Source organism: Novosphingobium sp. PhB165 (genome assembly GCF_004341845.1).
Taxonomy (GTDB): Bacteria; Pseudomonadota; Alphaproteobacteria; order Sphingomonadales; family Sphingomonadaceae; genus Novosphingobium.
Window position 1 is genome coordinate 243,175 of sequence record NZ_SLVB01000006.1, and the last position, 24,049, is coordinate 267,223.

22 protein-coding genes and 2 tRNA genes are annotated in these 24,049 nt (G+C 65.7%); 11 read left to right on the forward strand and 13 right to left on the reverse strand.

Annotated features, from left to right (window positions below; translation table 11 throughout):
* Positions 1-209 precede the first annotated feature (209 nt).
* From EDF56_RS18070 to EDF56_RS18085, 4 genes are all read left to right on the forward strand, one after another.
* A complete protein-coding gene (locus EDF56_RS18070) occupies positions 210-626 on the forward strand; it encodes a secondary thiamine-phosphate synthase enzyme YjbQ (RefSeq protein WP_132390002.1) in 417 nt (138 codons plus the stop codon).
* 59 nt (positions 627-685) lie between these two features.
* Positions 686-1,555 (forward strand): cytochrome b/b6 domain-containing protein, encoded by an 870-nt coding sequence (locus EDF56_RS18075; RefSeq protein ID WP_132390004.1) that lies wholly within the window; start codon positions 686-688, stop codon positions 1,553-1,555.
* A complete protein-coding gene (locus tag EDF56_RS18080) occupies positions 1,552-2,316 on the forward strand; it encodes a molybdopterin-dependent oxidoreductase (protein ID WP_132390006.1) in 765 nt (254 codons plus the stop codon). Before EDF56_RS18075 ends, EDF56_RS18080 begins: the two co-directional genes overlap by 4 nt.
* Positions 2,317-2,426: 110 nt before the next feature.
* A complete protein-coding gene (locus EDF56_RS18085; RefSeq protein WP_132390008.1) occupies positions 2,427-3,806 on the forward strand; it encodes an L-serine ammonia-lyase in 1,380 nt (459 codons plus the stop codon).
* Positions 3,807-3,998: 192 nt separating this feature from the next.
* Here EDF56_RS18085 and EDF56_RS18090 read toward each other — a convergent pair whose 3' ends face one another.
* Positions 3,999-4,625 carry an LON peptidase substrate-binding domain-containing protein gene (locus EDF56_RS18090; protein ID WP_132390588.1) on the reverse strand — a complete coding sequence of 209 codons (627 nt, stop codon included), beginning with the start codon at positions 4,623-4,625 and terminating at the stop codon, positions 3,999-4,001.
* Positions 4,625-5,527, reverse strand: coding sequence for a tetratricopeptide repeat protein (locus EDF56_RS18095; protein WP_132390590.1), 903 nt, complete (start codon positions 5,525-5,527; stop codon positions 4,625-4,627). Before EDF56_RS18095 ends, EDF56_RS18090 begins: the two co-directional genes overlap by 1 nt.
* Positions 5,528-5,741: 214 nt before the next feature.
* Between EDF56_RS18095 and EDF56_RS18100 the strand changes: the two genes are divergently transcribed.
* A tRNA-Gly gene (locus EDF56_RS18100) sits at positions 5,742-5,816 on the forward strand.
* Between the two features lie 48 nt (positions 5,817-5,864).
* Positions 5,865-5,939 (forward strand) — tRNA-Gly (locus EDF56_RS18105).
* Positions 5,940-6,104: 165 nt separating this feature from the next.
* On the opposite strand, the gene EDF56_RS18110 is transcribed toward EDF56_RS18105, so the two are convergent.
* The 5 genes from EDF56_RS18110 to EDF56_RS18130 form a co-directional block, all read right to left on the reverse strand.
* Positions 6,105-6,761, reverse strand: coding sequence for a DUF1109 domain-containing protein (locus EDF56_RS18110; protein ID WP_132390010.1), 657 nt, complete (start codon positions 6,759-6,761; stop codon positions 6,105-6,107).
* Positions 6,758-7,297, reverse strand: coding sequence for a sigma-70 family RNA polymerase sigma factor (locus EDF56_RS18115; protein ID WP_132390012.1), 540 nt, complete (start codon positions 7,295-7,297; stop codon positions 6,758-6,760). Before EDF56_RS18115 ends, EDF56_RS18110 begins: the two co-directional genes overlap by 4 nt.
* 67 nt (positions 7,298-7,364) lie before the next feature.
* The gene (locus tag EDF56_RS18120; protein WP_132390014.1) at positions 7,365-8,924 is read right to left on the reverse strand and encodes a hypothetical protein; all 1,560 of its coding nucleotides are present in this window, start codon (positions 8,922-8,924) and stop codon (positions 7,365-7,367) included.
* Complete coding sequence (locus EDF56_RS18125; RefSeq protein WP_132390016.1) at positions 8,921-9,304, reverse strand: GtrA family protein; 384 nt, start codon at positions 9,302-9,304, stop codon at positions 8,921-8,923. Before EDF56_RS18125 ends, EDF56_RS18120 begins: the two co-directional genes overlap by 4 nt.
* Before the next feature lie 5 nt (positions 9,305-9,309).
* On the reverse strand, positions 9,310-10,362 hold the full coding sequence (locus EDF56_RS18130; protein WP_132390018.1) for a glycosyltransferase family 2 protein: 1,053 nt from the start codon (positions 10,360-10,362) through the stop codon (positions 9,310-9,312).
* A gap of 185 nt (positions 10,363-10,547) precedes the next feature.
* On the opposite strand from EDF56_RS18130, the gene EDF56_RS18135 reads away from it, so the two are divergent.
* From EDF56_RS18135 to EDF56_RS26010, 3 genes are all read left to right on the forward strand, one after another.
* A complete protein-coding gene (locus tag EDF56_RS18135; protein ID WP_132390020.1) occupies positions 10,548-12,785 on the forward strand; it encodes a glycosyltransferase family 41 protein in 2,238 nt (745 codons plus the stop codon).
* Positions 12,786-12,872: 87 nt separating this feature from the next.
* A complete protein-coding gene (locus EDF56_RS18140) occupies positions 12,873-13,274 on the forward strand; it encodes a hypothetical protein (RefSeq protein WP_165912242.1) in 402 nt (133 codons plus the stop codon).
* 207 nt (positions 13,275-13,481) lie between these two features.
* On the forward strand, positions 13,482-13,985 hold the full coding sequence (locus EDF56_RS26010; RefSeq protein ID WP_165912243.1) for a hypothetical protein: 504 nt from the start codon (positions 13,482-13,484) through the stop codon (positions 13,983-13,985).
* 53 nt (positions 13,986-14,038) lie between these two features.
* Here the strand turns inward: EDF56_RS26010 and EDF56_RS18150 are convergent, their stop codons facing one another.
* From EDF56_RS18150 to lptB, 4 genes are all read right to left on the reverse strand, one after another.
* On the reverse strand, positions 14,039-15,349 hold the full coding sequence (locus EDF56_RS18150; RefSeq protein WP_132390026.1) for a glycosyltransferase: 1,311 nt from the start codon (positions 15,347-15,349) through the stop codon (positions 14,039-14,041).
* Between the two features lie 282 nt (positions 15,350-15,631).
* Positions 15,632-16,312: an energy transducer TonB gene (locus EDF56_RS18155; protein ID WP_132390028.1), complete on the reverse strand. Its 681-nt coding sequence runs from the start codon at positions 16,310-16,312 to the stop codon at positions 15,632-15,634.
* Between the two features lie 158 nt (positions 16,313-16,470).
* On the reverse strand, positions 16,471-18,030 hold the full coding sequence (gene rpoN / locus EDF56_RS18160) for an RNA polymerase factor sigma-54 (protein ID WP_132390030.1): 1,560 nt from the start codon (positions 18,028-18,030) through the stop codon (positions 16,471-16,473).
* A gap of 62 nt (positions 18,031-18,092) precedes the next feature.
* Positions 18,093-18,854 carry an LPS export ABC transporter ATP-binding protein gene (gene lptB / locus EDF56_RS18165; RefSeq protein WP_243652705.1) on the reverse strand — a complete coding sequence of 254 codons (762 nt, stop codon included), beginning with the start codon at positions 18,852-18,854 and terminating at the stop codon, positions 18,093-18,095.
* 318 nt (positions 18,855-19,172) lie between these two features.
* Here lptB and EDF56_RS18170 point away from each other — a divergent pair, with 318 nt between their 5' ends.
* Positions 19,173-19,631, forward strand: coding sequence for a hypothetical protein (locus tag EDF56_RS18170; protein WP_243652675.1), 459 nt, complete (start codon positions 19,173-19,175; stop codon positions 19,629-19,631).
* Between the two features lie 2 nt (positions 19,632-19,633).
* On the opposite strand, the gene EDF56_RS18175 is transcribed toward EDF56_RS18170, so the two are convergent.
* Positions 19,634-19,951, reverse strand: coding sequence for a hypothetical protein (locus EDF56_RS18175; protein ID WP_132390034.1), 318 nt, complete (start codon positions 19,949-19,951; stop codon positions 19,634-19,636).
* 149 nt (positions 19,952-20,100) lie between these two features.
* Between EDF56_RS18175 and EDF56_RS18180 the strand changes: the two genes are divergently transcribed.
* On the forward strand, positions 20,101-21,447 hold the full coding sequence (locus EDF56_RS18180; protein ID WP_132390040.1) for a TldD/PmbA family protein: 1,347 nt from the start codon (positions 20,101-20,103) through the stop codon (positions 21,445-21,447).
* A 5-nt stretch (positions 21,448-21,452) separates the two neighbouring features.
* On the opposite strand, the gene EDF56_RS18185 is transcribed toward EDF56_RS18180, so the two are convergent.
* Positions 21,453-24,005 (reverse strand): DUF3772 domain-containing protein, encoded by a 2,553-nt coding sequence (locus EDF56_RS18185; RefSeq protein ID WP_132390042.1) that lies wholly within the window; start codon positions 24,003-24,005, stop codon positions 21,453-21,455.
* Positions 24,006-24,049: the final 44 nt, after the last annotated feature.

Sequence of the window (24,049 nt, forward strand, 5' to 3'; positions counted from 1 at the left end):
GCAGGAATCCTCGATTTCCATGGTCCTGACGCTGCCTCTGTAAAGTTACATGGAAGCCCTCAAACTTCGCTGTCTTCCATCACCTTCCCAATACGTCAAGCAAGAAATTTTCGGTCTTTCTACACCCCTCCTGTTGCTGAAATGAGACATATTCACCCTTCATGCCACGGCTTGATCGGGGGAAGTCCTGCGATCAGGATGGCCGCACCATGAGACAGGCGACCACGATCCTCACTTTCGACACCCCCGGCCGGGGCCTTACCGATATCACGCGGGCGATTGCGGTGTGGCAGCGGGAGATCGGCATTGGCGAAGGCCTGCTGACGCTTTTGTGTCGCCACACCTCCGCCTCGCTGCTGATTCAGGAGAATGCCGCGCGCGAGGTGCGCAGCGATCTGGTCGCCTGGCTGGACCGCGTCGCCCCGGAAGGCGCCTATTACGATCACGACGATGAAGGGCCGGACGATATGCCCGCGCACCTCAAGGCCACGCTGACCGGCGTGAACCTGTCGATTCCGGTGATCGGCGGGCAAATGTCGCTGGGGACGTGGCAGGGCATCTATCTGGCCGAGCACCGCCGCATGCCGCATCAAAGGGAGGTGGCGCTCCACCTGTTCGGCGCGTAGATTCAATCTGTAACCGGCGGCATCTGTAACCGCCTGAGGGCGCGAGGCGAACTGGGATCATGAGCGACATCGCCCCGCCTGCCGAATCGCCTCTCGTCCCGCTGGCTCCTCCGCATGGCGGTGATCTGGTGAAGCGGCACCGGCTTTCGACGCGGCTCTGGCATTGGACGAACGCGGTCACGCTGCTGATTATGCTGATGAGCGGGCTGATGATCTTCAACGCCCATGCCCGGCTCTACTGGGGCGAATATGGTGCAAACTTCGATAGTCCGTGGCTGAAGATCGGGTCCGCCCGGATCGGCACGCATGAATATGGCTATCTGCAAGTGGCCGGCCACCGGGTCGAGACGACCGGGCTGCTCGGTTACTGGAAAGACCCCGACGGGACCCCGCACCGCCGCGCGTTTCCTTATTGGGCGACGATTCCTTCGGCCTACAGTCTGGCCGATGCACGGACATGGCATCTGGCTTTCGCCTGGGTGCTCTCGCTCGGACTGGCGACTTATCTGATCTGGTCGCTCATCAACCGGCATATCCAGCGTGACATCCACATAACGCGGCGCGAATGGCGGCTGCGGCATGTGTGGCAGGAAGTGAAGGACCACGCCCGGCTGCGGTTGCCCACCGGCGCGGCGGCGCTGCGTTACAATACGCTTCAGAAGATCGCCTATGCCATGGTGCTGTTCGGCCTGCTGCCGCTGATGATCCTGACCGGCCTTGCCCTCTCGCCCGGCACCGATGCCTGGCTACCGGTGACGGAGATATTCGGCGGGCGGCAGACCGCGCGCTCGATCCACTTCCTCTGCGCCTTTGCACTGGTGGGCTTCTTTGTCGTTCATATCGCCATGGTCGTGCTGGCGGGGCCGTTCAACGAACTGCGCTCGATGGTGACAGGCTGGTATCGCTTGCCGAAGGAGCGCGACCGTTGAGCAAGCTGATCCTCTCGCGGCGGCGGCTGATTCAGGCGGGAGTAGTAGGCGCGGGCGGGCTGCTGCTCTCCGGCTGCGACCGGCTGACGCGCGATCCCAAAGTACTCGATTTTCTGGGGGAGGCGGAGAATCTCCACCGCGTGACCCAGCGCGGACTGGCGGGCGATGCCTTGGCGCGCGAGTTCGCCGAATCGCAGATGTCTCCCACTTTCCGCGCCAACGGCAGCCTTGCCGTGGCCGATCCGGTCTATCGCGCCCACTTCGCGCAGGGCTTTTCGCAATGGGCGCTGCGGCTGGACGGTATGGTGGAGCGGCCGCTCATGCTGCCGCTCACCGCGCTCAAGCAGTTCCCCCAGCGCACCCAGATCACCCGCCACGATTGCGTCGAGGGCTGGAGCGCGATCGGCAAGTGGACCGGCCCGCGTGTGGCCACCCTGCTCGATCTCGCGCGGCTGCAGCCGGAGGCGCGCTATCTCGTGTTCCATTGCGCCGATCTCTACGGCGGGCGGCCCTATTACGAATCGATCGACCTTGTGGACGCGCTCCACCCGCAGACGATTCTCGCCTGGGCCATGAACGGTCGTCCGCTGGAAGAGCAGCACGGCGCGCCGCTGCGCCTGCGGGTGGAGCGGCAACTCGGCTACAAGCACGCCAAGTTCGTCACCCGGATCGAGGCGGTGGCCGCGCTGGACGGGATCTATGGCGGCAAGGGCGGGTATTGGGAGGATAACGGCCGCTACGCATGGTATGCCGGGATTTAGTCGACTGGCCCATTGCTTCCCGCCGCATCTGGCCTATCCACGCGGTTTCGAAAAAATATCGTGAGAGCGTGCCCCCCCGTGACTTTCCATGATTTCCGCGAGTTTCAGCCGTGATTTCCGCGCTCGACCTGTTCCGTATCGGCCTTGGCCCGTCCAGTTCGCACACCGTCGGCCCGATGCGCATCGCCATGCGCTTCCTTCAGGGCATCGAAGCTGCCGGGCAGTTTGAAGCGATCGCCCGCGTGCGCGTGGACCTGCAAGGATCGCTGGCCCTGACCGGCGAAGGCCACGGTACCCCCGATGCCTGCCTGATGGGCCTGATCGGCTTCGAACCCGAAACCGCCGAGCCTGCCGAAGCCCACGCCGCCGCCGCCGAAGTGCGGGCCAGCGGCCGGATCGCGCTGCTGGGCCAGCACGAGATCGCCTTCGACTGCAAGAGCGACCTGATCCTCGATTTCGATCATATCCCCGACCTCCACCCCAACGGCATGGTGCTGACGGCATGGGACGCCGCGGGAGAGGAACTGGCGCGCGGCGAGTATTTCTCGACCGGCGGCGGCTTCTATTCCAGCCGCCATCAACTCGAACAGCCCGCGCCCGACGATCAGGTGGTCAACGGCCCCCCGGTGGCCCACCCCTTCACGTCCGGCGCAGAATTGCTGGCCATCTGCGCCGAGAGCGGTCTCGACATCGCCGAAGTCATGCTGGCCAACGAGGCTGCGCGTCGCCCTCAGGAAGAGACGTTCGCCGGGCTGGACGTGATCGCCGATGCCATGAATCTGTGCATCGATCAGGGGCTGACCAAGGAAGGGCACTTGCCCGGCCCGCTCAAGGTCCGCCGCCGCGCCCGCGCCATCCACCAGAAGCTGATCGCCCGCCCGCAGGACAATCAGGCCGAAACGCTGATGGACTGGCTCAACCTCTACGCCATGGCGGTGAACGAGGAAAATGCCAGCGGCGGCCGCGTCGTCACTGCGCCCACCAATGGCGCGGCGGGCATCGTCCCTTCGCTGCTGCGCCAGTATTGCAGCGACGGGAATGTCGCGATTCCCGTGAAGGCGCGCCGCTACCTGCTCACTGCCGCCGGGATCGGCCTGCTCTACAAGCAGCGTGCCTCGATCTCGGGCGCGGAAATGGGCTGTCAGGGCGAAGTGGGCGTGGCATGCTCGATGGCCGCTGCAGGGCTCGCGGCGGTCTGGGGCGGCACCCCGGTCCAGGTCTGCGCGGCGGCCGAGATCGGCATGGAGCACAACCTTGGCCTCACGTGCGATCCGGTCGGCGGGCTGGTGCAGATCCCCTGTATCGAACGCAACGCCATCGCGGCGGTGAAAGCGGTGAACGCGGCGAAGCTGGCCTTGCATGCCGGCGAGACGCCGCGCGTCTCGCTCGATCAGGTGATCGAGACGATGCGCCAGACCGGGCTCGATATGTCGAGCAAGTACAAGGAAACGAGTCAGGGCGGGCTGGCGATCAACGTCGTGGCGTGCTGAGCGCTTTCGAATAAGCACGCACCGACTTACCCCAAAAACCTCCCGTCATCCCCGCGCAGGCGGGGATCCCGCTTGTTCTTGAGCCGTGGTGCAAAGAAAGCGGGGCCCCCGCCTTCGCAGGGGCGACGAGGTACGGTTTGGCTGGCAGTTCATTTGGCAACGGATTGAAGATCCGACTGCCGAGACGCGCTTCTACTGCAACGTCGCTGCACCGTCGTCGTCATCATCTGCACGGCGGCCGAAGAACTGCATGAGCTGCACCAGCAACTCGCACCGCTCCGGCAGGCTCGACGCTTCCAGCAAGGCCTGCTTGGCCGCCGCATCGAACGGCGCGATCTGCGAGACGCCGTTGATCAGCGAACGGTCATCCAGCCGCGCCACCTGATCCCAGTCCACCGCATAGCCCTGCGCATCGGCGAAACGCCGTGCCTCGCGCTCGAAACTCGCGCGTTCCACTGCGGCCAGTGTCTCGTCGTCGCTATCGACCAGCAATTCCGCCTCGATCTGGCGGAACGGCGTGGAGACATTGAGTTCGCGCAAGGTGCGGAAGCGCGCTTCGCCTTCGAGCAGGATGTTGAACCGCCCATCCTCCAGCGCCTCGACATCGCCGATGCGGCCAAGGCAGCCCACCGCGAAGAGCGGCGCGCCTTCCACCGGGCGCTGCGGCTGGATCATGCCGATTCGCCGGTCACGCGCGAGGGCGTCGCTCACCATCGCGCGGTAACGCGGCTCGAAGATGTGGAGCGGCAATTGCAGCCCCGGATAGAGGACGGCGCCGGGCAGGGGGAAGATGGTGATCCGCACGGCGCCGAGCCCCATCAACCGAACAGAACGGTGGAGAGCTTGCGGCGCGTGGCCGAGACCCACGGATCTTCCAGTCCGACGGCCTCGAAGATCTGGAGCAGCTTGGCGCGTGCGGCGCCTTCGTTCCACTCGCGGTCGGCAGCGACCATGCGCAGCAGCGTGGCGGCAGCCTCGTCGCGCTCACCCGCCGCGAAGGCGGCATTGGCGAAGGCGAGCTGGGCGTCCATGTCGGCCGGACGTTCGGCAGCGGCGGCGCGCAGGGCGGCGAGTTCGCTGTCGTCGGGCTTGTCCTTGGCTAGCGTGAGCGCGGCGCGCGCGCGTTCGAGATGCGGGTCGGCGGCCAGCTCCGGCTCGATGCTGCCCAACAGCCCTTCGGCCTCATCGACGCGGCCGGCGGCAACCAGTCCGCGCACCAGGCCCGAGAGCACTTGTGCATTGTCCGGCGCGATATCGAGGATCTGCATGAAGATCGATGCGGCGCGTTCGCCGTCGCCTTCGGCCAGCGCTTCCTCGCCCATCGCGATCAGCGGGGCGACATCCTGCTGCGGCGCGGCGCCGCCCGGCTGGATCGGCAGCTTTTCGAGCAGCTGGTCCAGCATCTGCTTCAGCTGCGATTCGGTGCGCGCGCTGGTCAGGTCGGCGACAGGCTGGCCCTGGAAGATCGCATAGACCGTGGGGATCGAGCGGACCTGGAACTGCCCGGCGATGAACTGTTCCTCATCGACGTTGAGCTTGGCGAGCACCACGCCCTTGTCGGCATATTCGGCGGCGACTTTCTCCAGAACCGGCGTCAGCGCCTTGCAGGGACCGCACCATTCCGCCCAGAAATCGAGGATCACCAACTGCGTCATGGACGGTTCGGCAACCGTCTGGCGGAAGCGGTCGACCGCCTTCTGTTCGTCGAGGTTGAGACCCATGCTGGCCAAGATTCTTGCTCCCGTGAATGCGTGCGCGAATGCGCTTGAAGGCCCTAGATCGGCCTTCGCGACCGATTTGTGAAGGGTTTATGGGCTTGTTGCAGGGCTTCGTACGATTCTTTCAATTTAGCTCTTGCCGACCCCAAAAAGCACTGCTAGTGGGCCGCCTCCACCCCGGACCTGCCGGTTAATCCAGCAGGTCTTGAACGTCAGAGCGGGCGTAGCTCAGGGGTAGAGCACAACCTTGCCAAGGTTGGGGTCGAGGGTTCGAATCCCTTCGCCCGCTCCAGTTCATATACGGGAATTCCGGTTCCGCCGGAATATCTCGAACGCCAGAGCGGGCGTAGCTCAGGGGTAGAGCACAACCTTGCCAAGGTTGGGGTCGAGGGTTCGAATCCCTTCGCCCGCTCCAGTTCGACTATCAGCGAAAACGAACCCTCTCTTTTCGAGCGCTACGCGGCAAGCCGCTTCGCTTGTGGTTCGAATCCCTTCGCCCGCTCCGACATTCCAATCCAACATCGATGAAAAAACGGCGGCGCAAGCGATTGCGCCTTGATGTCTGGCCTTGCTCGAGGCGCTACCAGCGCAGCACCCGCGGGCCCAGCAGCGCGCCCAGACCGGCGACGAGCACGATTCCCAGCGAATACCAGGTCAGCACGAAAAGCGCCGAAGTCTCGGAGCAGTGCAGGCAATAGAGACAGGCCGCCCATGCTCCGGCGGCAAGGCCCGCCGTCGCACCAGCAAGGCGCAGGCGCGTCGGGGCGAGGCGGCGCAGCGCCCAGAGCAGCCCGGCAAGAATCGGCAGGGCAAGCAGGAAGACATTGGCCGCGCAGACCTTCCAGCTATGGCCCAGCCACATCGTGAGCCACTGCGAACCCGGCGTCCGCGCCAGTTCGAGCAGCGCGGCCAGCGCGAGCAGGGCAATCGGCACCGCCATGGCCCAAAGGCCGCGCATCCGCCCGCAGTCGGGCCGCGCCAGCCGCAGCGTTGCCGCACAGGCGAACATGGCGAGCGTGGCGGCATAAAGCGCCTTCATCCAGAACCCGCTGCTCTGCATCGCATCGGCCAGATCCCGGCGGATGCCGAGCCCCAGCGCCAGCGCGGCCAGCGTCACCGCCCCGCCGATCACCAGCCCGATCACCAGCCGCCGTGCCGGACCGTGGCGCGGCACCGCGCAGAGATTGGCGCTGAGCGCGGCGACGAGGTGATCGCAGGAAACCTTGTCGCGGCTCACTTCATCGCCTCCCGCACGCGCGCGGCCAGCGCCTTGAGGCCCCGATGGGTGGAAACTTTCACGTCCGATTCGCCCATGCCCTCGCGCCGGGCGGCCTCGGCAGTGGAGAGCCCGTCTATCCGGGTGGCGCGGATGGCGCGGGCCTGCTTGTCGGGGATCGTCGCCAGCAAGGCATCGGTGTCGAGCCCGGCGCCGACTTCGTCCTCGAAACTGTCGATGGAAAAGCTGTCTTCCAGCCCTTCGATCGGCACGGTGCGGCCCCGGCGGCGGAAGTGGTCGATCATCTTGTAGCGGGCGATCGCGTAGAGCCAGCCGGTGAAGCTGCGCGTCGGATCATAAGTCATCCGGCGGGTGTGCAAGGCGATCAGCGTTTCCTGCAAGAGATCCTCGATATCGTCGTCCTGCCCGGCCATGCGGCGGCGGAAAAAGGCGCGCAGACGCGGCACGAGCGCCTCCAGCAACCGGGCATAGGCCTTCGCATCGCCGTTCAGGGCGAGGATCATCCAGTCCCTGAGTTCGGACTCGCCGGTGCGCATCAGCATATCCAGAGAAGTTCGCGGGAATGCGCCGTGACGTTACACCGCCCGTGCCGATGCGCGAGGATTATTCGGCAGCGCGCCTATAGAGGATCGAGTGACCATGCTCGCCCGAGCGCGCAACCGGCACCCAGCCGGGCACGGGCAAGGGCTGCGTGCTTTGCCAGACGATCCACAAATTGGGTATCGCGGCGGCCACTTTTGCCGCGCTGGTCAGAACCGGAACTTCCCCCTGACATGTCTCGCCGATTTCGATTGCGGAAGGATCGCGGTCGAACGGCGCGGCAGCCGGATTGTCGATCGAGAGCAGTTGCCCGCCCGACATCGCGAACTGATCGTTGGCGAAAGCATGGCGGCGCAGCAGCGCGTAGCTGGCGATGTGCATGTTGCGCTCATGCCCTTGCAGCACGAACGTACGGCAGGGGAGCGCCGTGAAAGTAACGAGTTGGCTGCCGCGTGGGAGGGCGTTCAGCACTTCGGTCTCCTGCCGGATCTGGCGATCCCACAAGGCCATGCTCGTGGTCGTGCCGATGAGGCGCAGGCCGAAGAAGGCAAGCCCGGCAAGCGTCAGCCATGCAAAGTCGCGGGAAGGCTGTGCCGGACGCGCAGCGATCAATGCCAGTGCGAAGATCGTCGGCACCATGCGCATATCGGCATAGTACGATCCGTAGACCCGGCCGGGCATCAGGCAGAATATCGCCGTCAGCATAAGTGCTGCAAGGGCCAGTCCCCGGTGCAGCGCAAAGGGGCGGGCGATTGCCATCAGCACTGCAACGATCAGCAGGCCGAGCGCGCAAAACGTATCGAACTGGTTCCACCGATCGGCCAGCACGCTCGCCATGAAGTAGAGCTTGTTTGTCCAGTTGAAGAGATCGTTGGACGGCAGATGCGCGGGGGTATGTGGCCAGAGCAGGCTCAGCGCCTGCGGTGTCAGCAAGCAGGTGCACGCGAGAAATCCGGTAAGCAGCGCGTGCCAGAATCGCTCTGTGCGTTGCCACCGTGCCGTAAGCTCGCAGCATCCCACCATCACGCAAAGCATGGCCCAGGCCGCGAGGTGGCTTATCCAGATCACGCTGGCAATCGCCGCGAAGACCAGCCAGCGCCGCCTCGGTTGTGCCTGGGCCCATGGGCTGATCCAGAGCGCCAGCGCCAGCGTTGAAAGCGCGGTGGCGAATGTGAAGTTGAGGAACCCGTATTCGAACGGGTTGCCGTAGGCGAGTGGCAGCGCGAAGAGCGCGGTGGCCACTACCCGTCCATGCGCCGCACGCGAGAGCAGCAGGTATCCGGCCGTCTGCAATGCGACGATCAGCACCGCGATCGCTTTCATCGTCAGCGTCAGGCCGATCAGCGGTTCGAGTGCGAAGGCGACAAGATCGGTGCCGAGATTGGGAATGAGGTTCCATTCGAAATGGAACCAGCGTGCGATGTCGGCGGAGCGGCCTGCGTCCTGCTGCACCATGAACCGCGACATATGCGCGGGCAGGTCGGTCAGTGGCGGCACGTGCGGCACGATAAGCGGCAGGCAGGCAAGCAACACCAGGACGGCGAACCAGACCCGCGGAACGTTGCCTTCGCGCCAGTCGAGCGCGGTGACGGGCTCTCGCTCCTGCGGTGTCAGCCCTCTCACCGGCTCGCTCCGGCGGAGAAGACGAAACGGCGCGACAGCAGGAAGAATATGGCCGAATAGGCGACCATCGCGGTGCCCTGTCCGATCAGGTTCTCGGCGAAACCCAGACTCCGCATTGTGCCGAGTACCGCGACGTTAACCGCATAAGACAGTGCGAAGACCGTCAGGAAGCGCGTGACTTCCTGCGTGGCGACGGCACCGCGCACGCCGAAAGTCCAGCGCCGGTTAAGGGTGAAGGAAACGCAAAGCCCCACGGCATAGCTGGCTGCATTGGCCAGCCAGTCACCCGCGCCGAGATGGAGCAACAGGGCGATCATGGCGAAGCCGACAAGCGTGTTGACCACGCCGACAAGCCCGAAACGCAGGGCGGAGCGCAGCATGGCAATCAGTCGCGCTGGCCTGCGGGGATCCACGTGGGCACGACGGCAAGCGGCTCGAACGGCTCCGGCGCGACGGCGCGTGCGGCCGGCGGGCGCTGGGAGCGGATCTCGCGCACGATGAACAGCGGGCGGCGCTTGTTTTCAAGGTAGAGGCGGCCGAGATAATCGCCGAAAACGCCGAGGATCAGCAGTTGCACGCTGCCCATGATCAGCACCACGGCGATCAGGCTGGTCCAGCCGATGATGGTGCCGTCCGCCATCCAGCGCACGAGCGCCCAGCCCAGCATGAGGAAGCCGATCAGGCCCATCATCACCCCCAGATGCGAGGCGATCCGCAGCGGCAGCGTGGAAAAGCTGGTGATCGCATCGAGTGCCAGGCGGATCATCTTGTGGAGCGGATAGTGGCTCTCCCCCGCCGCGCGCGGATCGCGGTCGTATTCGACGGGAACCTGCTCGAAACCGATCCAGCTCACCATGCCGCGAATGAAGCGGAAGCGTTCGGGCATGGCATTGAGCTGGTCCACCACGCGGCGCGTCATCAGGCGGAAATCGCCGGTATCGAGCGGGATTTCGTGATCGGCCATGCGGTTGAGCAGCTTGTAGAACATCGCCGCGGTGGCGCGCTTGAAGCGGCTTTCGCCAAGGCGCTCGCGGCGCTTGCCATAGACCACGTCGTAGCCCTCATCGATCTTCGCAAGCATGTCGCCCAGCAGTTCGGGCGGATCCTGAAGATCGGCATCGATAATCATCACCAGATCGCCGCGACAGACCTGAAGACCGGCGGTCACCGCAAGCTGGTGGCCATGGTTGCGCGAGAGGTCGACGCCGAGCACGTGGGGATTGCGGGCGGCGAGCGCGGAGATTTTCGCCCAGGTGGCGTCCTTCGAGCCGTCGTTGACCAGCACGATCTCGAAATCGTCGCCCATTTGCGCGGCGCAGGCGGCGGAGAGGCGCGCTTCGAGCATGTCGAGCACGGCCTCCTCGTTATAGCACGGCACCACGACGGAGAGCCGCGGCGGGGCGGTCGCAAGTTGCGAAGCGATCGGCTCCATCTTCATGATCTTGCAATTCCCCCGCGCTGCCTTGTGGCGTCTTTCGCTCTATCCGGCAGGAATGGTTAACCCTGCGTAAAACGCCGGAGCGGCCGGATTTCTGCGGGAGTTCACGGAGAGCGGGGCTCATTGCTCGTGAACCCTGTTCGCCTATCGCAAAAGCCGAGCATTCGTGCGGACGGGAGGCGGCGGTGGGCGGACTGGAAGGGCTGATGATCAAGGCCAACGGCGCCGTCCGGCGGGGTGAGACCGAGGCCGCGCGGGCGCTTTATCGGCAGGTTCTGGACCGATTCCCGCGCAATCCGCGGGCCCGGGCGGCGTTGGCTGCGCTGGAGGCCGCCAATGCCGATCCGCCGCCAGACCGGCTCGAATCGATGATCGCCGCCTACCGCTCCGGCGCAATGGACGAGGCCGTGCGGCAAGGCGCGACGCTGGCAGAGGATTTTCCGCAGAGTTTCGCCGTTCACAACCTGCAAGGCGCGGCATTGCTGGCGCTGGGGGTGCTGCCCGCTGCCGAAGCGGCCTTCCGCCGCGCCATTGCCGCCGATCCCGATGCGGCCGCCTGTTACAACAACCTGGCCATTACCTTGCGGCGACAGAACCGCACATGGGAAGCCGAAGCGGTCTACCGCGAGGTGATCGCACGCCACCCGCGCTATGCCGATGCGCGCTACAACCTTGGCAACCTGCTCGACCATGCAGACCGGGCCGAGGAGGCCGAGGCCGAGTTCGCGGCGACCATCGAAATCGATCCCGCTTATGTCGAGGCGCATTACAACCTTGGCAACTTGCGAGCCAAGCGCGGCGCCCGCGCGGCGGCGGTGGCGTGTTATCGCAAGGCCGTGGCGCTCAAGCCCGGGCATAGCAATGCGCACAACAACATGGGCGGCGAACTCCTGCTGCTCGACCGGATCGACGAGGCGCTGGAGGCCTATGCCCGCGCGCTGGAGGCCGATCCCGGCAATACCCAGGCCATCGTCAACCGCGGCAAGGCGCTGGTGCTGAAAGGGGCGCTTCCCGAGGCGATTGCCGCCTTCCGCAAGGCTTTCGAGATCGACCCGGCCGACCGCTCGGCCCTGCTTCAGGCGCTGTTCGAGGAAGCGCACATCTGCGACTGGAGCCACCGCGCCGAATATGCGCTGACCGAGGGCCCTTCGGCCGCCGCCGTCCAGCCATTCGCGACGCTGCCGTTCGTTGACGATCCCGAACACCAATACCGCCGCTCTCTGGCCTGCGCGGCGGTGAAGTTCGGCCTTGCCCCGGCAAGCTTGCCCGACCCTGATCCCGCTTCCCGGCTCCCTGGCGACGACCGCATCCGCATCGGCTATTTCTCGGCCGACTTCCACGACCATGCCACGATGTACCTGATGAGCGGCCTGTTCCGCGAGCATGACCGCACCCGCTTCGATGTGCGCCTCTACAGCTATGGCCCGCCTTGCGAAAGCGATGCCTCGCGCGTCGAACTGCGCCGCCACGTCGATGGCTTTACCGAGATCGGACACCTCACCGACGCACAGGCCGCGCACCGCGCCCGTGCGGACGGGCTCGATCTTGCCATCGATCTCAAGGGCTATACGCGCGGCACGCGCAGCGCCATGTTCGGGCTGCGCCTTGCACCCGTGCAAGTGAGCTACATGGGCTATCCGGGCACGCTGGGCCATCCGGCGATGGATTACTTCATCGCCGACGCCGTGGCGCTGCCGCCCGGTGACGAGCGCTGGTTCACCGAAAAGATCGTCCGCCTGGCCGGTTGCTATCAGGCCAACGACGATCGCCGCGCGATCATTCCCGACACCCGCGGCCGGGCCGATTGGGGGCTGCCGGAGCAGGGCTTCGTGTTCTGCTGCTTCAACCACACCTACAAGATCGGCCCCGACGCATTCGCCGTCTGGATGCGGCTGCTGGAGGCGGTGGAGGGCAGCGTGCTCTGGCTGCTCCGCTCCAACCCGTGGGCGGAGGCCAACTTGCGCCGAGAGGCCGCCGCGCGCGGGATCGACCCGGCACGGCTGGTGTTCAGCAAGGGCGTCCCGCATGGTGAACATCTCGGCCGCCTCGCGCATGCCGACCTGTTCCTCGATACTTTCAACGTCAATGCGCACACCACGGCGTCCGATGCGCTGTGGGCGGGCCTGCCGGTGCTGACGCTGACCGGAAAGCAATTCGCCGCGCGCGTGGCGACGAGTCTCGTGCATGCAGTGGGCCTGCCGGAAATGGCGGTGACGGATGTCGAGACATATGAAGCGACCGCGCTTGCGCTGGCGCGCGATCCCCGGCGGCTGGCGGCGCTGCGGACAAGGCTTGCGAAGAACCGCCTGACCGCTCCGCTTTTCCGCACGGCGGACTATACCCGGCGCCTGGAAAGCGCTTTCGTAGAGATGCACCGGCGCAGGCAGGCCGGGCTGAATCCGGAGCACTTCGACGTGGATTAGCTCGCGGATTTTGGGTGCCGGCTGCAAGCAGCCGTTCTGGAAGCGCCGCCATTGCGGTCGTTCGGTAGCGCCGCGTAATGCCGCTAAATGCAGATGAAAGCTCGATTCGCCTTAATATGGTTGGTTGCATGCACCGGTTGTGGTGGAGAATTGGCCGACAAGCCTGCTTGGGCCGACTTACAAAAGGTTGAGTTCAGCGATCGATCGAACTCGTCAAATGGAACGGCCGTGCAACGGCTGCCCGATGGCTTCGAGGTCTTAGCAGTGCATGGGCGAGGCGCACTCATTGGCGGGCCAGTTTCCGGCATACAACAGCCACGACGTTCATGGATCATGCTGAATGAGCATGCCACTGACAAACGCGTCAAACAGATCGCGCAGTTCGCTGCGTACGACTTGCGATGCGCCGAAGTGGATGGTCTTGAAAAGAGAGTGACGGACATCGACTCTTACGTGATCCGCTACCTTCGATCCATTTGCGCCCAATAGCTATGTTCGCCGTTGACTCTATGATGATCGACCAAGAGCCAATGTTCAGAAAATAAACATATTAGCCCGATCAGCCATTCGATAGAGCTGTCCACACTCGTAAGGCCCGATCTGCGTGTGGACTGTAAGCGTGGAGCCATCATCGAAGTTTAGCGAAAAAGCCAATTCCTTGCGTTCGACAGACACCACAACTTTTTGCAATAGTCGATGCAGCATTATCGCAGGTCTGTTCTGTTCCTGACAATTGTATATGTATCGCGTGCCATCCGGCTCGACATGCTCAATTTTGAATTCGACCGTCATACCCCAACGATCAAACCGAAACTGCAAGCTAAATGGATCGAGGCATATTTGCCCGACCTCCTCGCCAATCAGCGGTTGCAACTCGGCGATGGGTGGCATCGGACGCATACCACACCGTATCAGCGCACAGCCGTTCCGCCAGTTCTAAAGCAGACGAGCCGCTTCCCCGGCCATCCGAGCCTGCGAACCTATTCGCCAAAAGCTGACTGGCGCTCTCCACTCGTTTCAACCGTCGTTTCAATCCCGCTCAGGCTGAGCTTGTCGAAGCCCCCGGCGGGTGTGGCGCTGTGGGTCACATCCTTCGACAGGCTCAGGATGAGCGGTGGGGGGAAGGGGGGCGGAAGGCGGTTAGCTGCTCTCCCGGTTGGGCCGTTTCGCTCCAAGACTGCGATCCGCATCGCTGAATGAACAGGCGAGGATGCGGCGCGGCGCGATATCTCTGCGTCTCTGCGCGAATCTCTCTATGCCGCTTGCGCCATGGCCGGCTTGCTCAGCAGCGCCAGCAGCGAGATGCCGTTGAAGAACCACATCCGTTGCAGTTCCAGGCCGCTGTATTTCCGCAGCGTGTTGGCGAAGGTGTAGGGCGTATACCAGACGTTGTGGTCCGGGTGGACGCCTTCGAGGAAGGTTCCGGTCTCGGCCTGATAGTCGAAGTGGCGGGCGCGGCACTGGAAGGCGTCTGGCACGGTGATGAGGAACAGTGCGGCATCCACTGCCTCGATCTGCGCGAGGAAACCGGCGACATCGGGCACGTGCTCCATCACTTCGGGCACCAGCACCACATCGTAGCGGCCGGTCGCCTGGGCCAGATCGGTGAACAGGTTGCCGGTCACGTAAGGGCGCAGTTGTTCGAGCGCCTCGCCATGCGGATCGACGCCGTCGAGGTGGGCGCAGTGCGCCTCCAGCCGGACGTGGAGCGAGGTGCGCGGATCGGTGATCGGCCAGTCCGCGCAGCCGACGTGGAGCACGCGCTGCCCCGCCAGCAGGCTGGCGAAGACCTCCATCCGGCCGAGCGCGGCGAGTTCGGAACTGATCGGCACGCGCTGGAGGAAATAGGGGGCGTGGATCTTTTCCAGCGGCGAGGTGTCGGCGGGCTCGGGCTCGGGGGGCAGCGCAGCCGGCGCCGTCATTGCCCCGACATCCGCCTTGTGGATCCGGTCGTAGGACTGGCTGGTCGAGCCCCAGAGCTGGTGGGCGTAGACCGGGTCGCTGCCCTCGTACGTTACCCCGGTGAAGTGGCGCGGGATGAAGTAGTAGCTGGGGTAGATGCGCAAGGGGGTATAGGCGAACTTGCGGTAGCACTCGGTCAGGCGCTGGGGGCCCACCGTCTTCCACGCCATTTCGCCCACCACCGAGGGAGAGGCGACGATGTCCTCGACGATCTGCCTTACGAACGGATTTTCCGCCTTGCAGCCGAAATAGCCCGCCGCGATCAGGCCGGGGCGGACGATCTCGTTCTCCCAGCAGGCAAAGGCCTCGCAGTCGAGCAGCGCGGGGTCGAGCGGGCGGGCGCAGACCGAATCGGCGTCGAAGACGATGCCGCCATGCGCGAGCAGGATTTCCCAGCGCATCATGTCGGCCACGCCGTTCCATTCCTGCTGCCGCATCTCGGCCATGTGGCGCGCGTTGATCCAGTCGTGCCCGTCCAGTTCGGCATTGCCCCAGAGGCGGAAGGTCCAGTCCGGATGGGCGGCGCGCCAGGTCTCTATGCAGTTGTCGGGGCGGCGGCTTTCGTCGCCGACCCAGATGAAGTGGAATGTTCTGGGAATCATCGCCGGTCCGCCCCGCCGCCTGTGCTTATGCGAGACCTAGGGCGGCAGGGTTGGCAAAGGCCGAACGGGGGTATCCGGGACTATGCGTGCACCAAAAGATCGGGGGCCATCGGGTCGGGAGGCCCGCCCCCGCGGTGAGGGGTAAACACCGCGAGGGCGGAACCATGGGCCGGGTACGGGGAAGCGCCCGGCCCTAGGGGACAGGACCCAAAACGTGCCGGAGCGGCACACGTAGTGCGGATACGTGCCGCTCCGGGCGGGCTGGCCCAAGGGGTATGCGGGTCAGTCCCGCGGGATGATCCAGCGGATCGTCCCCATGTACGTACCGGCGACCGCATCGCCGTCGGCATTGGTGGCGGCCTCGAAACGGGCGCGCCGGCTCACGAACTTGCAGGTGGCCTCGTCAAGGCCGGAATAGCCGCTGGAACTCACGATGCTGCACTGGCTGACGCGCCCGCGGGCATCGACGTCGAGCTGGAAGCGCACCGTGCCCTGATGCTCGGCGCGCAAGTCGGCGGTGGGGTAGTCCAGCGTGGTGACCCAGCTTGACGTATCGTTGCGCGGCAGCGCGCCGCGCGGCTGGAAACGCGGGGAGGGCGTGGCCGTGGGCGCCGGGTCGATGCGGATGCCGTCGGGCGTGCCGCTGGAGAGCGGCAGCGTTTCGGTCTGGGTGGGGACCGGGAAATCCTTTGCCGTCGGTACGGCAATCTGCGGGATCGGGGCGGTAATGACCGGATCGGAGAGCCGGGGCGTATCGTGCTTGGGGCTGGGCGTCTCGGTGGGCTTCGGCAGCGGTTCGAGCTGGATCTGCTGGCCCTGGAGATGCGGCGGCGGGTCGGTTCTGAATATGGTGACGGCAAAGCCGTTGATCAGGGCCAGCGCAACGCCGCCCTGGATCAGTGCGACGATCCCGCCGGTCAGGATCTTCTGGTTGGGATTGGAATTCCGGTCGGCATAGGACATCGGCATTCTCTCCATGCGTGCCCGTATTCTTGCAGCCCGCCGCAAGCCCGGTGCACTTCATGGCTGGAAGCTACCACGAATCCTATCTATTCAAATAAAATAATACTAAGCAAAACAAGCATTTAACTGTACTTGCTGACTATCTGCCTGCTTATCACTTACCGCGCCGCAGCAATCGCTTTTTGTCGGCGCCGCTGTACTGAACTGCCCAGGCCGATGGCTTCGCGATACTTGGCCACGGTGCGCCGCGCGAGTTCGAAGCCCTTGTCCTTCAGCAGGTCCACCAGCGTGTCGTCGGACAGGATCGCCTTGGCATCCTCGGCATCGATGAGCTGGCGGATCGCGGCTTTCACCGCCTCTGCCGAAGCGCCGCCTTCGCCGCCCGTCGCCGCCACGCCCGAGGTGAAGAAATACTTCAGTTCGAACGTCCCGCGCGGGCAATTGACGTACTTGTTGGAGGTGACGCGGCTGACCGTCGATTCGTGCATGCCGATGGCCTCTGCCACCGTGCGCAGCGTCAGCGGCTTGAGGTGCGAGACGCCGTGGCGGAAAAAGCCGTCCTGCTGGCGCACCAGTTCGGCGGCGACCTTGAGAATGGTCTTCTGCCGCTGGTCCAGCGCCTTGATCAGCCAGTTGGCATCGGTGAGCTTCTCCGACAGCCAGTTGCGCGAGGCCTTGTCGGTGCAGCCGCGCCGCAGTTCCACGAAATAGCCGCGATTGACGATCAGGCGCGGCAGCGTCGCTTCGTTCAGCGCGATGTCCCAGCCCGGCTGCTCGTTCTTGACCGGCTTGGCCGGGGTCACGAGGATATCGGGCACCACCGCAGCGCCGGGTTCGCCGCCGAAGCGCAGACCCGGCTTGGGGTCATAGCCGCGCAGCTCGCCGAGCATGTCGGCCATGTCCTCGTCGTCGGCGGCGCAGATCCGCTTGAGGCGCGGCAGGTCCCCGCGCGCGACAAGGTCCAGATTGTCGATCAGCTTCGCCATGCAGGGGTCGTAGCGGTCCGCTTCCTTCGCCTGCAGCGCGATGCATTCGGCCAGCGTGCGCGCGCCGACGCCGGTGGGATCGAGCGACTGGAGCAGGGCGAGCGCGGCCTCTGCCGCCGCGATGTCGATGCCAAGGTCCTGCGCGACTTCGGGGAGCGGCACCGGCAGGTAGCCCGCCTCGTCCAGCAGGCCGATCAGGTAGCGCGCCACGGCGGTCAGCACCGGGTCGGCGGAGGCGGGGCCGAGCTGCGCGCTCAGGTGTTCGACAAGCGAGGCCGCGCCGTTGCCGTGGTCGTCGATGCCGGGGCCGTCTTCGCCGCCGCCGAGGCGCTGTTCGCTGCTCCAGTCGCTGTCGCCGCGTTCACGCGGGGCGCTTTCGACCGCGCCGCGCTCGCTGCCGTCACCGGTGTCGCGCTCGCGCTCGCCGGCCGGGATGTCGATGTCGAGCGGGCGGTCGTCCTGCGCGCGGCCTTCGCCGATCAGGCGGTCTACCGGCGAATCTTCCAGCGTGGTCCGGCGGGTGTCGGAGGAGGGATCGGCTTGTTCGCCCCACGGCGCGTCGCTTTCGCCGGTGCTGCCGATGTCGAGCAGCGGATTGGCTTCCAGCGCATCGCCGATGAAGCTTTCGATTTCGAGATTGGACAGGGCCAGCAGCTTGATCGCCTGCTGGAGCTGCGGCGTCATGACCAGCGACTGGCTTTGCCGAAGATCCAGCCTCGGCCCCAGCGCCATGGCTCAGGCTCCCGAGGGGGGCTGCCTCATTCCTGCCACCCCCTTCACGCCGTGAGCCCCCCTCACAGCGTGAAGCCTTCACCCAGGTAGAGGCGGCGCACGTTCTCGTCGGCGACAAGCGCCTCGGGACTGCCCGCGAACAGCACCTGGCCGCCGTAGATGATGCAGGCGCGGTCAACGATGTCGAGCGTCTCGCGCACGTTGTGGTCGGTAATCAGCACGCCGATGCCGCGATTCTTGAGATCGCGCACGAGTTCGCGGATGTCGGCGATGGACAGTGGGTCGATACCGGCGAACGGTTCGTCCAGCAGCATGATAGAGGGCTTGGCCGCCAGCGCGCGGGCGATCTCGCAGCGGCGGCGTTCACCGCCCGAAAGCGCCATGGCCGCGCTAGACCGCAGGCGGGCGAGGCCGAATTCATCGAGCAGGCGCTCCAGCTCGGACGCGCGCACATCGCGGTCGGGCTCGTTGAGTTCGAGCACCGCGCTGATGTTCTGCTCCACCGTCATGCCGCGGAAGATCGAAGTCTCCTGCGGCAGGTAACCCAAGCCGAGGATCGCGCGGCGATACATCGGCAGGCGCGTGACATCGACGCCGTCCATCAGGATACGGCCCGAGTCGGGGCGCACCAGGCCCATGATCGAATAGAAACAGGTGGTCTTGCCGGCGCCGTTGGGGCCCAGCAGGCCGAGCACTTCGCCCTTGGCGACGGACAGCGAGATATCGCTCAGAACCGCGCGCTTGTCATAGCTCTTGGCGATCGAGATGACCTCGAGCCCACCATTCTGCGCCACGCTTACCGCGGGGGCCGAGGTTTCCTGCATGCGTTCGCTCGTTTCGGTCATCTTCACCGCCGTTTACGCAGCCCATCCGCGCACCGCAAGCGGCCATTTCTCGCCGGGGGGATCTTCGCATGCCGGGGCGGGCGAAGGTTGGGACGAAGGCTACCTATTAACCCTCAGGACAAATCCGTAGCCGCCAACGCGGGGCGTCGAACGATTGGTGCATTCGGCCCTCCTTAACGCTGGGAAAGAATATTTCGCCTTCGGGGGCATGCGCTTGCCAATCCGGTCCCGGCGTGATCTAGTGATCGTGGGAGAGACATATAAAGGTCGCACTCGAAACAGAAAGGTTGGGCTTTGATGGCCAAGACCGGCAGACAGGACATATCCGACAGATTCGGCCGCGATGCCGAACTCGGAAAGCCGGACGTCCACCTCACGCCGCCCGATATCCGGCCTGACATCGGCCATGCGAGCTTGAAAAAGCAGCTCGATTGGCGGCGCAAGATGAGCGATCACATCGCCTATGCCCTGCTGGTCTATACCGCGCTCCAGATTTTCGTGACCATCGGCGCGCTGAAAGCGGGCGGCGAATCGCTGCTGCCCTATCTGGCGCTGGTCATCCTTGTCATCGCGATCATTCCCGCCTGCCGCCGTTTCGAGGCCCGCTGGAACCGGTTGACCGACGAACAGGCCCGCGATCCGGGGCTTCAGCCGTGGTATCGGCGCGATCTCATCCGGCTCTGGGCGCTGGCAATCGGCCTGCCTTTCGCGCTGACCGCGGTGTTCAAGGGACTGGCGCTGGTTCTGGCGCGCTAGATTCAACGCCGTGCAGGCCTTCGGATAATCGCCCAAGCCACCAGCAGGCAGACGATCCAGCTTGGCGCGGCGGCCATGAGGTACCAGAAGCCGAGCGAGATCGTATCGTCCACGGGCCCCTGTCCGGAGGCTGACAAGTCACCCAGTCCATAGGCAAACATGGCGAGCGGCAGGACCGATCCAATCGCCGCAATGGACAGGGTTTGCTTCGCCATGACCGGGGAAGACAATCGTGCGATGCCGGCGCCGATTGCGGTAAGAATTGCCGCAGGCACTGCCACCATGGCGATCAACACGCTGATGAAGAAGACCTTTTCCATGCGCCGATCCCACCACGGCGGCGACCGTCCGGCAAGGGCCGTTGCCGGACTTTTCAGACCGGCGTTTGCCCTTCGTCACAGGTGCGACTAGGTCGGCATTGAATGCCGCGCGCTCGTTCTGCGCGCCGGGCCCATGGAGATCGAAGCGGATGCTCACCCCCGATGAAGCGCTCGACCGCGCGCAGGCGCTTGTCGAGCGCGCACGCCGTGCCGGTGCCGATGCCGCCGATGCGGCCTATGGCGCCAGTTCGTCGGAGGGGATTCAGGTTCGCCTCGGCAAGCTGGAAGATGTCGAGCGGTCGGAGAGCGAGCATATCTCGCTGCGGCTCTTCGTCGGCCGCCGCTCGGCCAGCATCGGATCGAGCGATCTTTCGCCGCAAGCGCTGGACGAACTGGCGACGCGCGCGCTGGCAATGGCGCGCAGCGCCCCCGAGGATGCCTATGCCGGGCTGGCGCCGTCGGACCGGCTGTCGTCCGCGCCCTGGCCGGACCTTGACCTTGTCGACACGCACGAACCCGGCCCGCAGGACTTGCGCGCCATGGCAGAGGAGGCCGAGGAGGCCGCCCGCGCCGTGACCGGGGTCACCAATTCGGACGGCGCCACCGCCAGCTCGGGCGGCGGCGTGATCGCGCTGGCCACCAGCCATGGTTTCGGCGGGGCCTATGCCTCGACCAGCCATTCGGTCAGCGTCTCGGTCGTCGCCGGTGAGGGCGCGGGCAAGCAGCGCGACAGCGACTGGCGCGCGGCGCATCACTTGTCCGACCTGCCGGGACCGGCTTCGATCGGCACCGTTGCCGGCGAACGCGCGGTGGCGCGGCTTGCTCCGGGGAAGCTGCACAGCGGGCCGATGCCGGTGGTGCTGGACCCGCGCGTCGGCGGCACGCTGGTCGGCCATCTGATCGGCGCGATGTCCGGCAGTGCGATTGCCCGCCGCTCCAGCTTCCTGCTCGACCGGCTGGGAGAGGCGATCTTCGCCTCCGGCGTGACCATTGCCGAGGATCCGCTGCGGCGGCGCGGTCTGCGTTCGCGGCCCTTCGACGGCGAGGGCCTTGCCACTTGTGCGCGCAATCTTGTCGAGGATGGGCGGCTGACCGGCTGGCTGCTGGAAAGCGCCTCTGCCCGCCAGCTTGGCCTTGAGCCCACCGGCCACGCGGCGCGGGGCGGCAACGGCGCGCCGGGCGTTTCGGTCGGCAATCTCGACATGCTGCCGGGCACGCTCTCGCCCGCCGAACTCATGGCCGACATTCGCGACGGGGTCTATGTGACCGAGCTGATCGGGCAGGGCGTCAATGGCGTGACCGGCGATTACAGCCGGGGTGCTTCGGGCTTCCGGATCGTCAATGGCGAGATCGCGGGCCCGGTTGCCGAATTCACCGTGGCGGGCAACCTGCTCGCCATGTTCGCGGCGCTCATTCCCGCCAACGATCTTGTGCAGGATCGCGCGATCAACGTGCCGACGCTGCGGATCGACGGGATGATCGTGGCGGGCGACTGATTTCGTCAGTCGTCGGTTTTGGGAGCTTCGTCCGGAGTGGGTTCGGCCGGGCGAAGCTCGCCATGGACGTGCACATCCATCTGCGGGAACGGGATCTCGATCCCCTCTTCCGCGAACCGGCGGGCGATGTCGAAGCGGATCGTCGATGCCGTGCCCGAACCGTCGGTGGCGTCGCGCACGAAGACCAGCAGGCGCATCTGCATCGCGTTTTCGGCAAAGGCGTCGAGCGTGACGCTCGGCTCGGGATAGATCAGCACGCCCTCTTGCGCCTTGGCGATCTCGATCAGCACGCGGCGCACCTTTTCCAGATCCGACCCGTAAGCCACATTGATCGGCACCACCACGCGCGCCAGCCGCTCGCCAAGGCTGAGGTTCTTCACGCTGCCGGTGATGAGCTGGGAGTTCGGGATGATGATCTGGTGCCGGTCGAAGCTTTCAAGATGCGTCGAGCGGACGGAGACCTTGCGCACGATGCCTGAGTACGTCCCCACCTCGATCCAGTCGCCCTCGCGGATCGGGCGCTCGACCAGCAGGATCACGCCGCTGGTGAAGTTCTCGACCGTCGATTGCAGGCCGAAGCCGAGGCCGACCGAAAGCGCGGTGGCAATGAAGGCCAGGCTGGTGAGGTCCAGCCCGGTGCTGGCCACGGCGATGGCTGCCGCCGCGACCACGCCGACATAGCCGATGATCGTCACGATCGAGGCCTGTGAGCCGCGATCGATCTCGAACTGCGGCAGGATCGTGAGGTTGACGATGCGCTGGATCCAGCGCGTGGCGATGTAGCCGCCGAAGAAGACGGCGGCGAACGTCAGGATGTCTCCGGCCGAGACATTGACGTTGCCGAAGGTCACGCCGGTACGCAGCGTGACGAGGGCGTCGCCGATCTCGCGGCTGTTGTAGCCCCAGGTGATCGCCAGCAGCGGCAGGACCGAAATGGTCAGCGCGATGCCGGCCAGCATCGGCACGAAGTGGATGCTGGCGCGGTAGTGCCTGAGCCCGCCTTCCGCGAGCAGGCCGACGATCAGCGAGACCAGCCGGTGGAGGAAGATGGCAATGGCGATGATCGCCACCGAGACCACAAGGTCGGAGAAGATCTCACGCGCCAGCACGATGTAGCCGATGACCGCCGCCAGCGCGCAACCGGCCGCCAGCAGCATCAGGATCTTGCCGAGCGGCGCGGTGAAGTCGAGCGGGTCGCCCATCGGGCGGCGGGGGCCGGTGTGATGGACCCGCGCCTCGTGGCCCTGGCCTTCGTCGTCAGGCTCCCGGTCCCGTCCCTTGTCGATCAGGAGCGCGAACCGCCAGACCAGCGCGCCGCCGCAGATCAGCAGGAGCGCGGAGAGAAATTCGATCACCGTGATCGCGAAGAAGCCGTGGTCCTCGATCCCCTCGATTATCACTTCAAGGGCAAGGACAATGCCGAGCAGCCGGACCGTGCCCACCGCCCGGTCCACCAGTTCGGGGCGCAGGCGGACCAGTCGCAACTCTTGGAACGGCGATTGCAGCGTGCTTTTCGCCAGCCACTGCGCAATCGCCACTACCAGCGCGGCCAGCAGCAACAGCACGCTGAGCGCGGCCAGCGTCTCGTCATCCACGAACGGGCGCATGAGCACGGCAAAGGCCACGACCGAGCAGCCGATGGCGAAGAACAGGACGATGGCGGCGATCACGTCCTCGAACACGATCAGGATCAGCCGCCGCGTTGCCTGCTGCGTGGCGTGCTGCCTTTGCGCGAAGCGGAGGCGGAAGATGCGCAGCAGCCGGATCGAGGCAAACGGCCCCAGCAGCACCAGCCCCGCCACTGCCAGCAGCCGCATCGCGAAGTGACCCGGCGTATCCTGGGCGATCCCTTTCGCGCCCTCACGCGCGGCGATGTCGATCCCCTTGCGCACGTCGCCGGCAACATCGACCCACAAGCGCGGATCGAGGATCGATTGGGTGCGTTCGCGCCGCCGGTCCCGCTCCATCGTGGCGATCCGCTCATCGAGTTCGGAGACCAGCGTCGCGGCGCGTGCCTGCGCCTCACGGGCATCGAGCACCGGGGCAAGCTTGACCGAGAGCTGGCCGTCCAGCTCCTTGCGGCGTGCGGTGATGGCGGTCGGTTCGGTCTTGCCCTCGGCCGGGGCGGGGCCGAGCGCGGTAATCTGGGCCTGGATGATGCGCGCGTCGAGATTGCTGGCGTCGGCGATCTGGCGGGCCCGGTCCCGGTCGGCCGCGAGGCGGTCGCGCAGTTTGCCGAGCCGGTGAACCTCCTCGTAATCGTAGTGTCCCAGCGGCTTGCCCAGCGCGACTTCCGCCTCGGCGGCGGCGGCGTTGAAGTTGGCCAGCGTTTCGGGATCGACGAGCGGCGGGTGGTCGGCCGGGAGCGCCGCCGGAGCGGGGGTGGGAGAGGCGGCAGGCTCAGGTGACGCGGTGGGAGAGGGGCTGGCGGCCTGAAAGGGAAGCGCCAGCGGGCGCATCGCCGCCCGCGCGGGGCCTCCCGAAACGCCGGCAGTCAGCACCGCGATCAGCGCGAGCAATGCCAGCGCGGCATATCGCCAAGGGCCGCGATGCGCCATCACCGGTCTGCCCTCGTCGGCGTGTTCAGGTTCAAGTCGTTCCC

What these genes read in the sequence shown, in the direction of transcription:
- EDF56_RS18185 (WP_132390042.1), bottom strand. Translation starts at nt 24,005, where the DNA reads ATGGCGCATCGCGGCCCTTGGCGATATGCCGCGCTGGCATTGCTCGCG.
- EDF56_RS26010 (WP_165912243.1), top strand. Translation starts at nt 13,482, where the DNA reads ATGCAGCATTATCGCAGGTCTGTTCTGTTCCTGACAATTGTATATGTA.
- EDF56_RS18170 (WP_243652675.1), top strand. Translation starts at nt 19,173, where the DNA reads ATGGCCAAGACCGGCAGACAGGACATATCCGACAGATTCGGCCGCGAT.
- rpoN (WP_132390030.1), bottom strand. Translation starts at nt 18,030, where the DNA reads ATGGCGCTGGGGCCGAGGCTGGATCTTCGGCAAAGCCAGTCGCTGGTC.
- EDF56_RS18115 (WP_132390012.1), bottom strand. Translation starts at nt 7,297, where the DNA reads ATGCGCACCGGCGAGTCCGAACTCAGGGACTGGATGATCCTCGCCCTG.
- EDF56_RS18175 (WP_132390034.1), bottom strand. Translation starts at nt 19,951, where the DNA reads ATGGAAAAGGTCTTCTTCATCAGCGTGTTGATCGCCATGGTGGCAGTG.
- EDF56_RS18140 (WP_165912242.1), top strand. Translation starts at nt 12,873, where the DNA reads ATGCAGATGAAAGCTCGATTCGCCTTAATATGGTTGGTTGCATGCACC.
- lptB (WP_243652705.1), bottom strand. Translation starts at nt 18,854, where the DNA reads ATGCAGGAAACCTCGGCCCCCGCGGTAAGCGTGGCGCAGAATGGTGGG.
- EDF56_RS18155 (WP_132390028.1), bottom strand. Translation starts at nt 16,312, where the DNA reads ATGTCCTATGCCGACCGGAATTCCAATCCCAACCAGAAGATCCTGACC.
- EDF56_RS18125 (WP_132390016.1), bottom strand. Translation starts at nt 9,304, where the DNA reads ATGCTGCGCTCCGCCCTGCGTTTCGGGCTTGTCGGCGTGGTCAACACG.
- EDF56_RS18070 (WP_132390002.1), top strand. Translation starts at nt 210, where the DNA reads ATGAGACAGGCGACCACGATCCTCACTTTCGACACCCCCGGCCGGGGC.
- EDF56_RS18130 (WP_132390018.1), bottom strand. Translation starts at nt 10,362, where the DNA reads ATGAAGATGGAGCCGATCGCTTCGCAACTTGCGACCGCCCCGCCGCGG.
- EDF56_RS18090 (WP_132390588.1), bottom strand. Translation starts at nt 4,625, where the DNA reads ATGGGGCTCGGCGCCGTGCGGATCACCATCTTCCCCCTGCCCGGCGCC.
- EDF56_RS18150 (WP_132390026.1), bottom strand. Translation starts at nt 15,349, where the DNA reads ATGATTCCCAGAACATTCCACTTCATCTGGGTCGGCGACGAAAGCCGC.
- EDF56_RS18180 (WP_132390040.1), top strand. Translation starts at nt 20,101, where the DNA reads ATGCTCACCCCCGATGAAGCGCTCGACCGCGCGCAGGCGCTTGTCGAG.
- EDF56_RS18095 (WP_132390590.1), bottom strand. Translation starts at nt 5,527, where the DNA reads ATGGGTCTCAACCTCGACGAACAGAAGGCGGTCGACCGCTTCCGCCAG.
- EDF56_RS18075 (WP_132390004.1), top strand. Translation starts at nt 686, where the DNA reads ATGAGCGACATCGCCCCGCCTGCCGAATCGCCTCTCGTCCCGCTGGCT.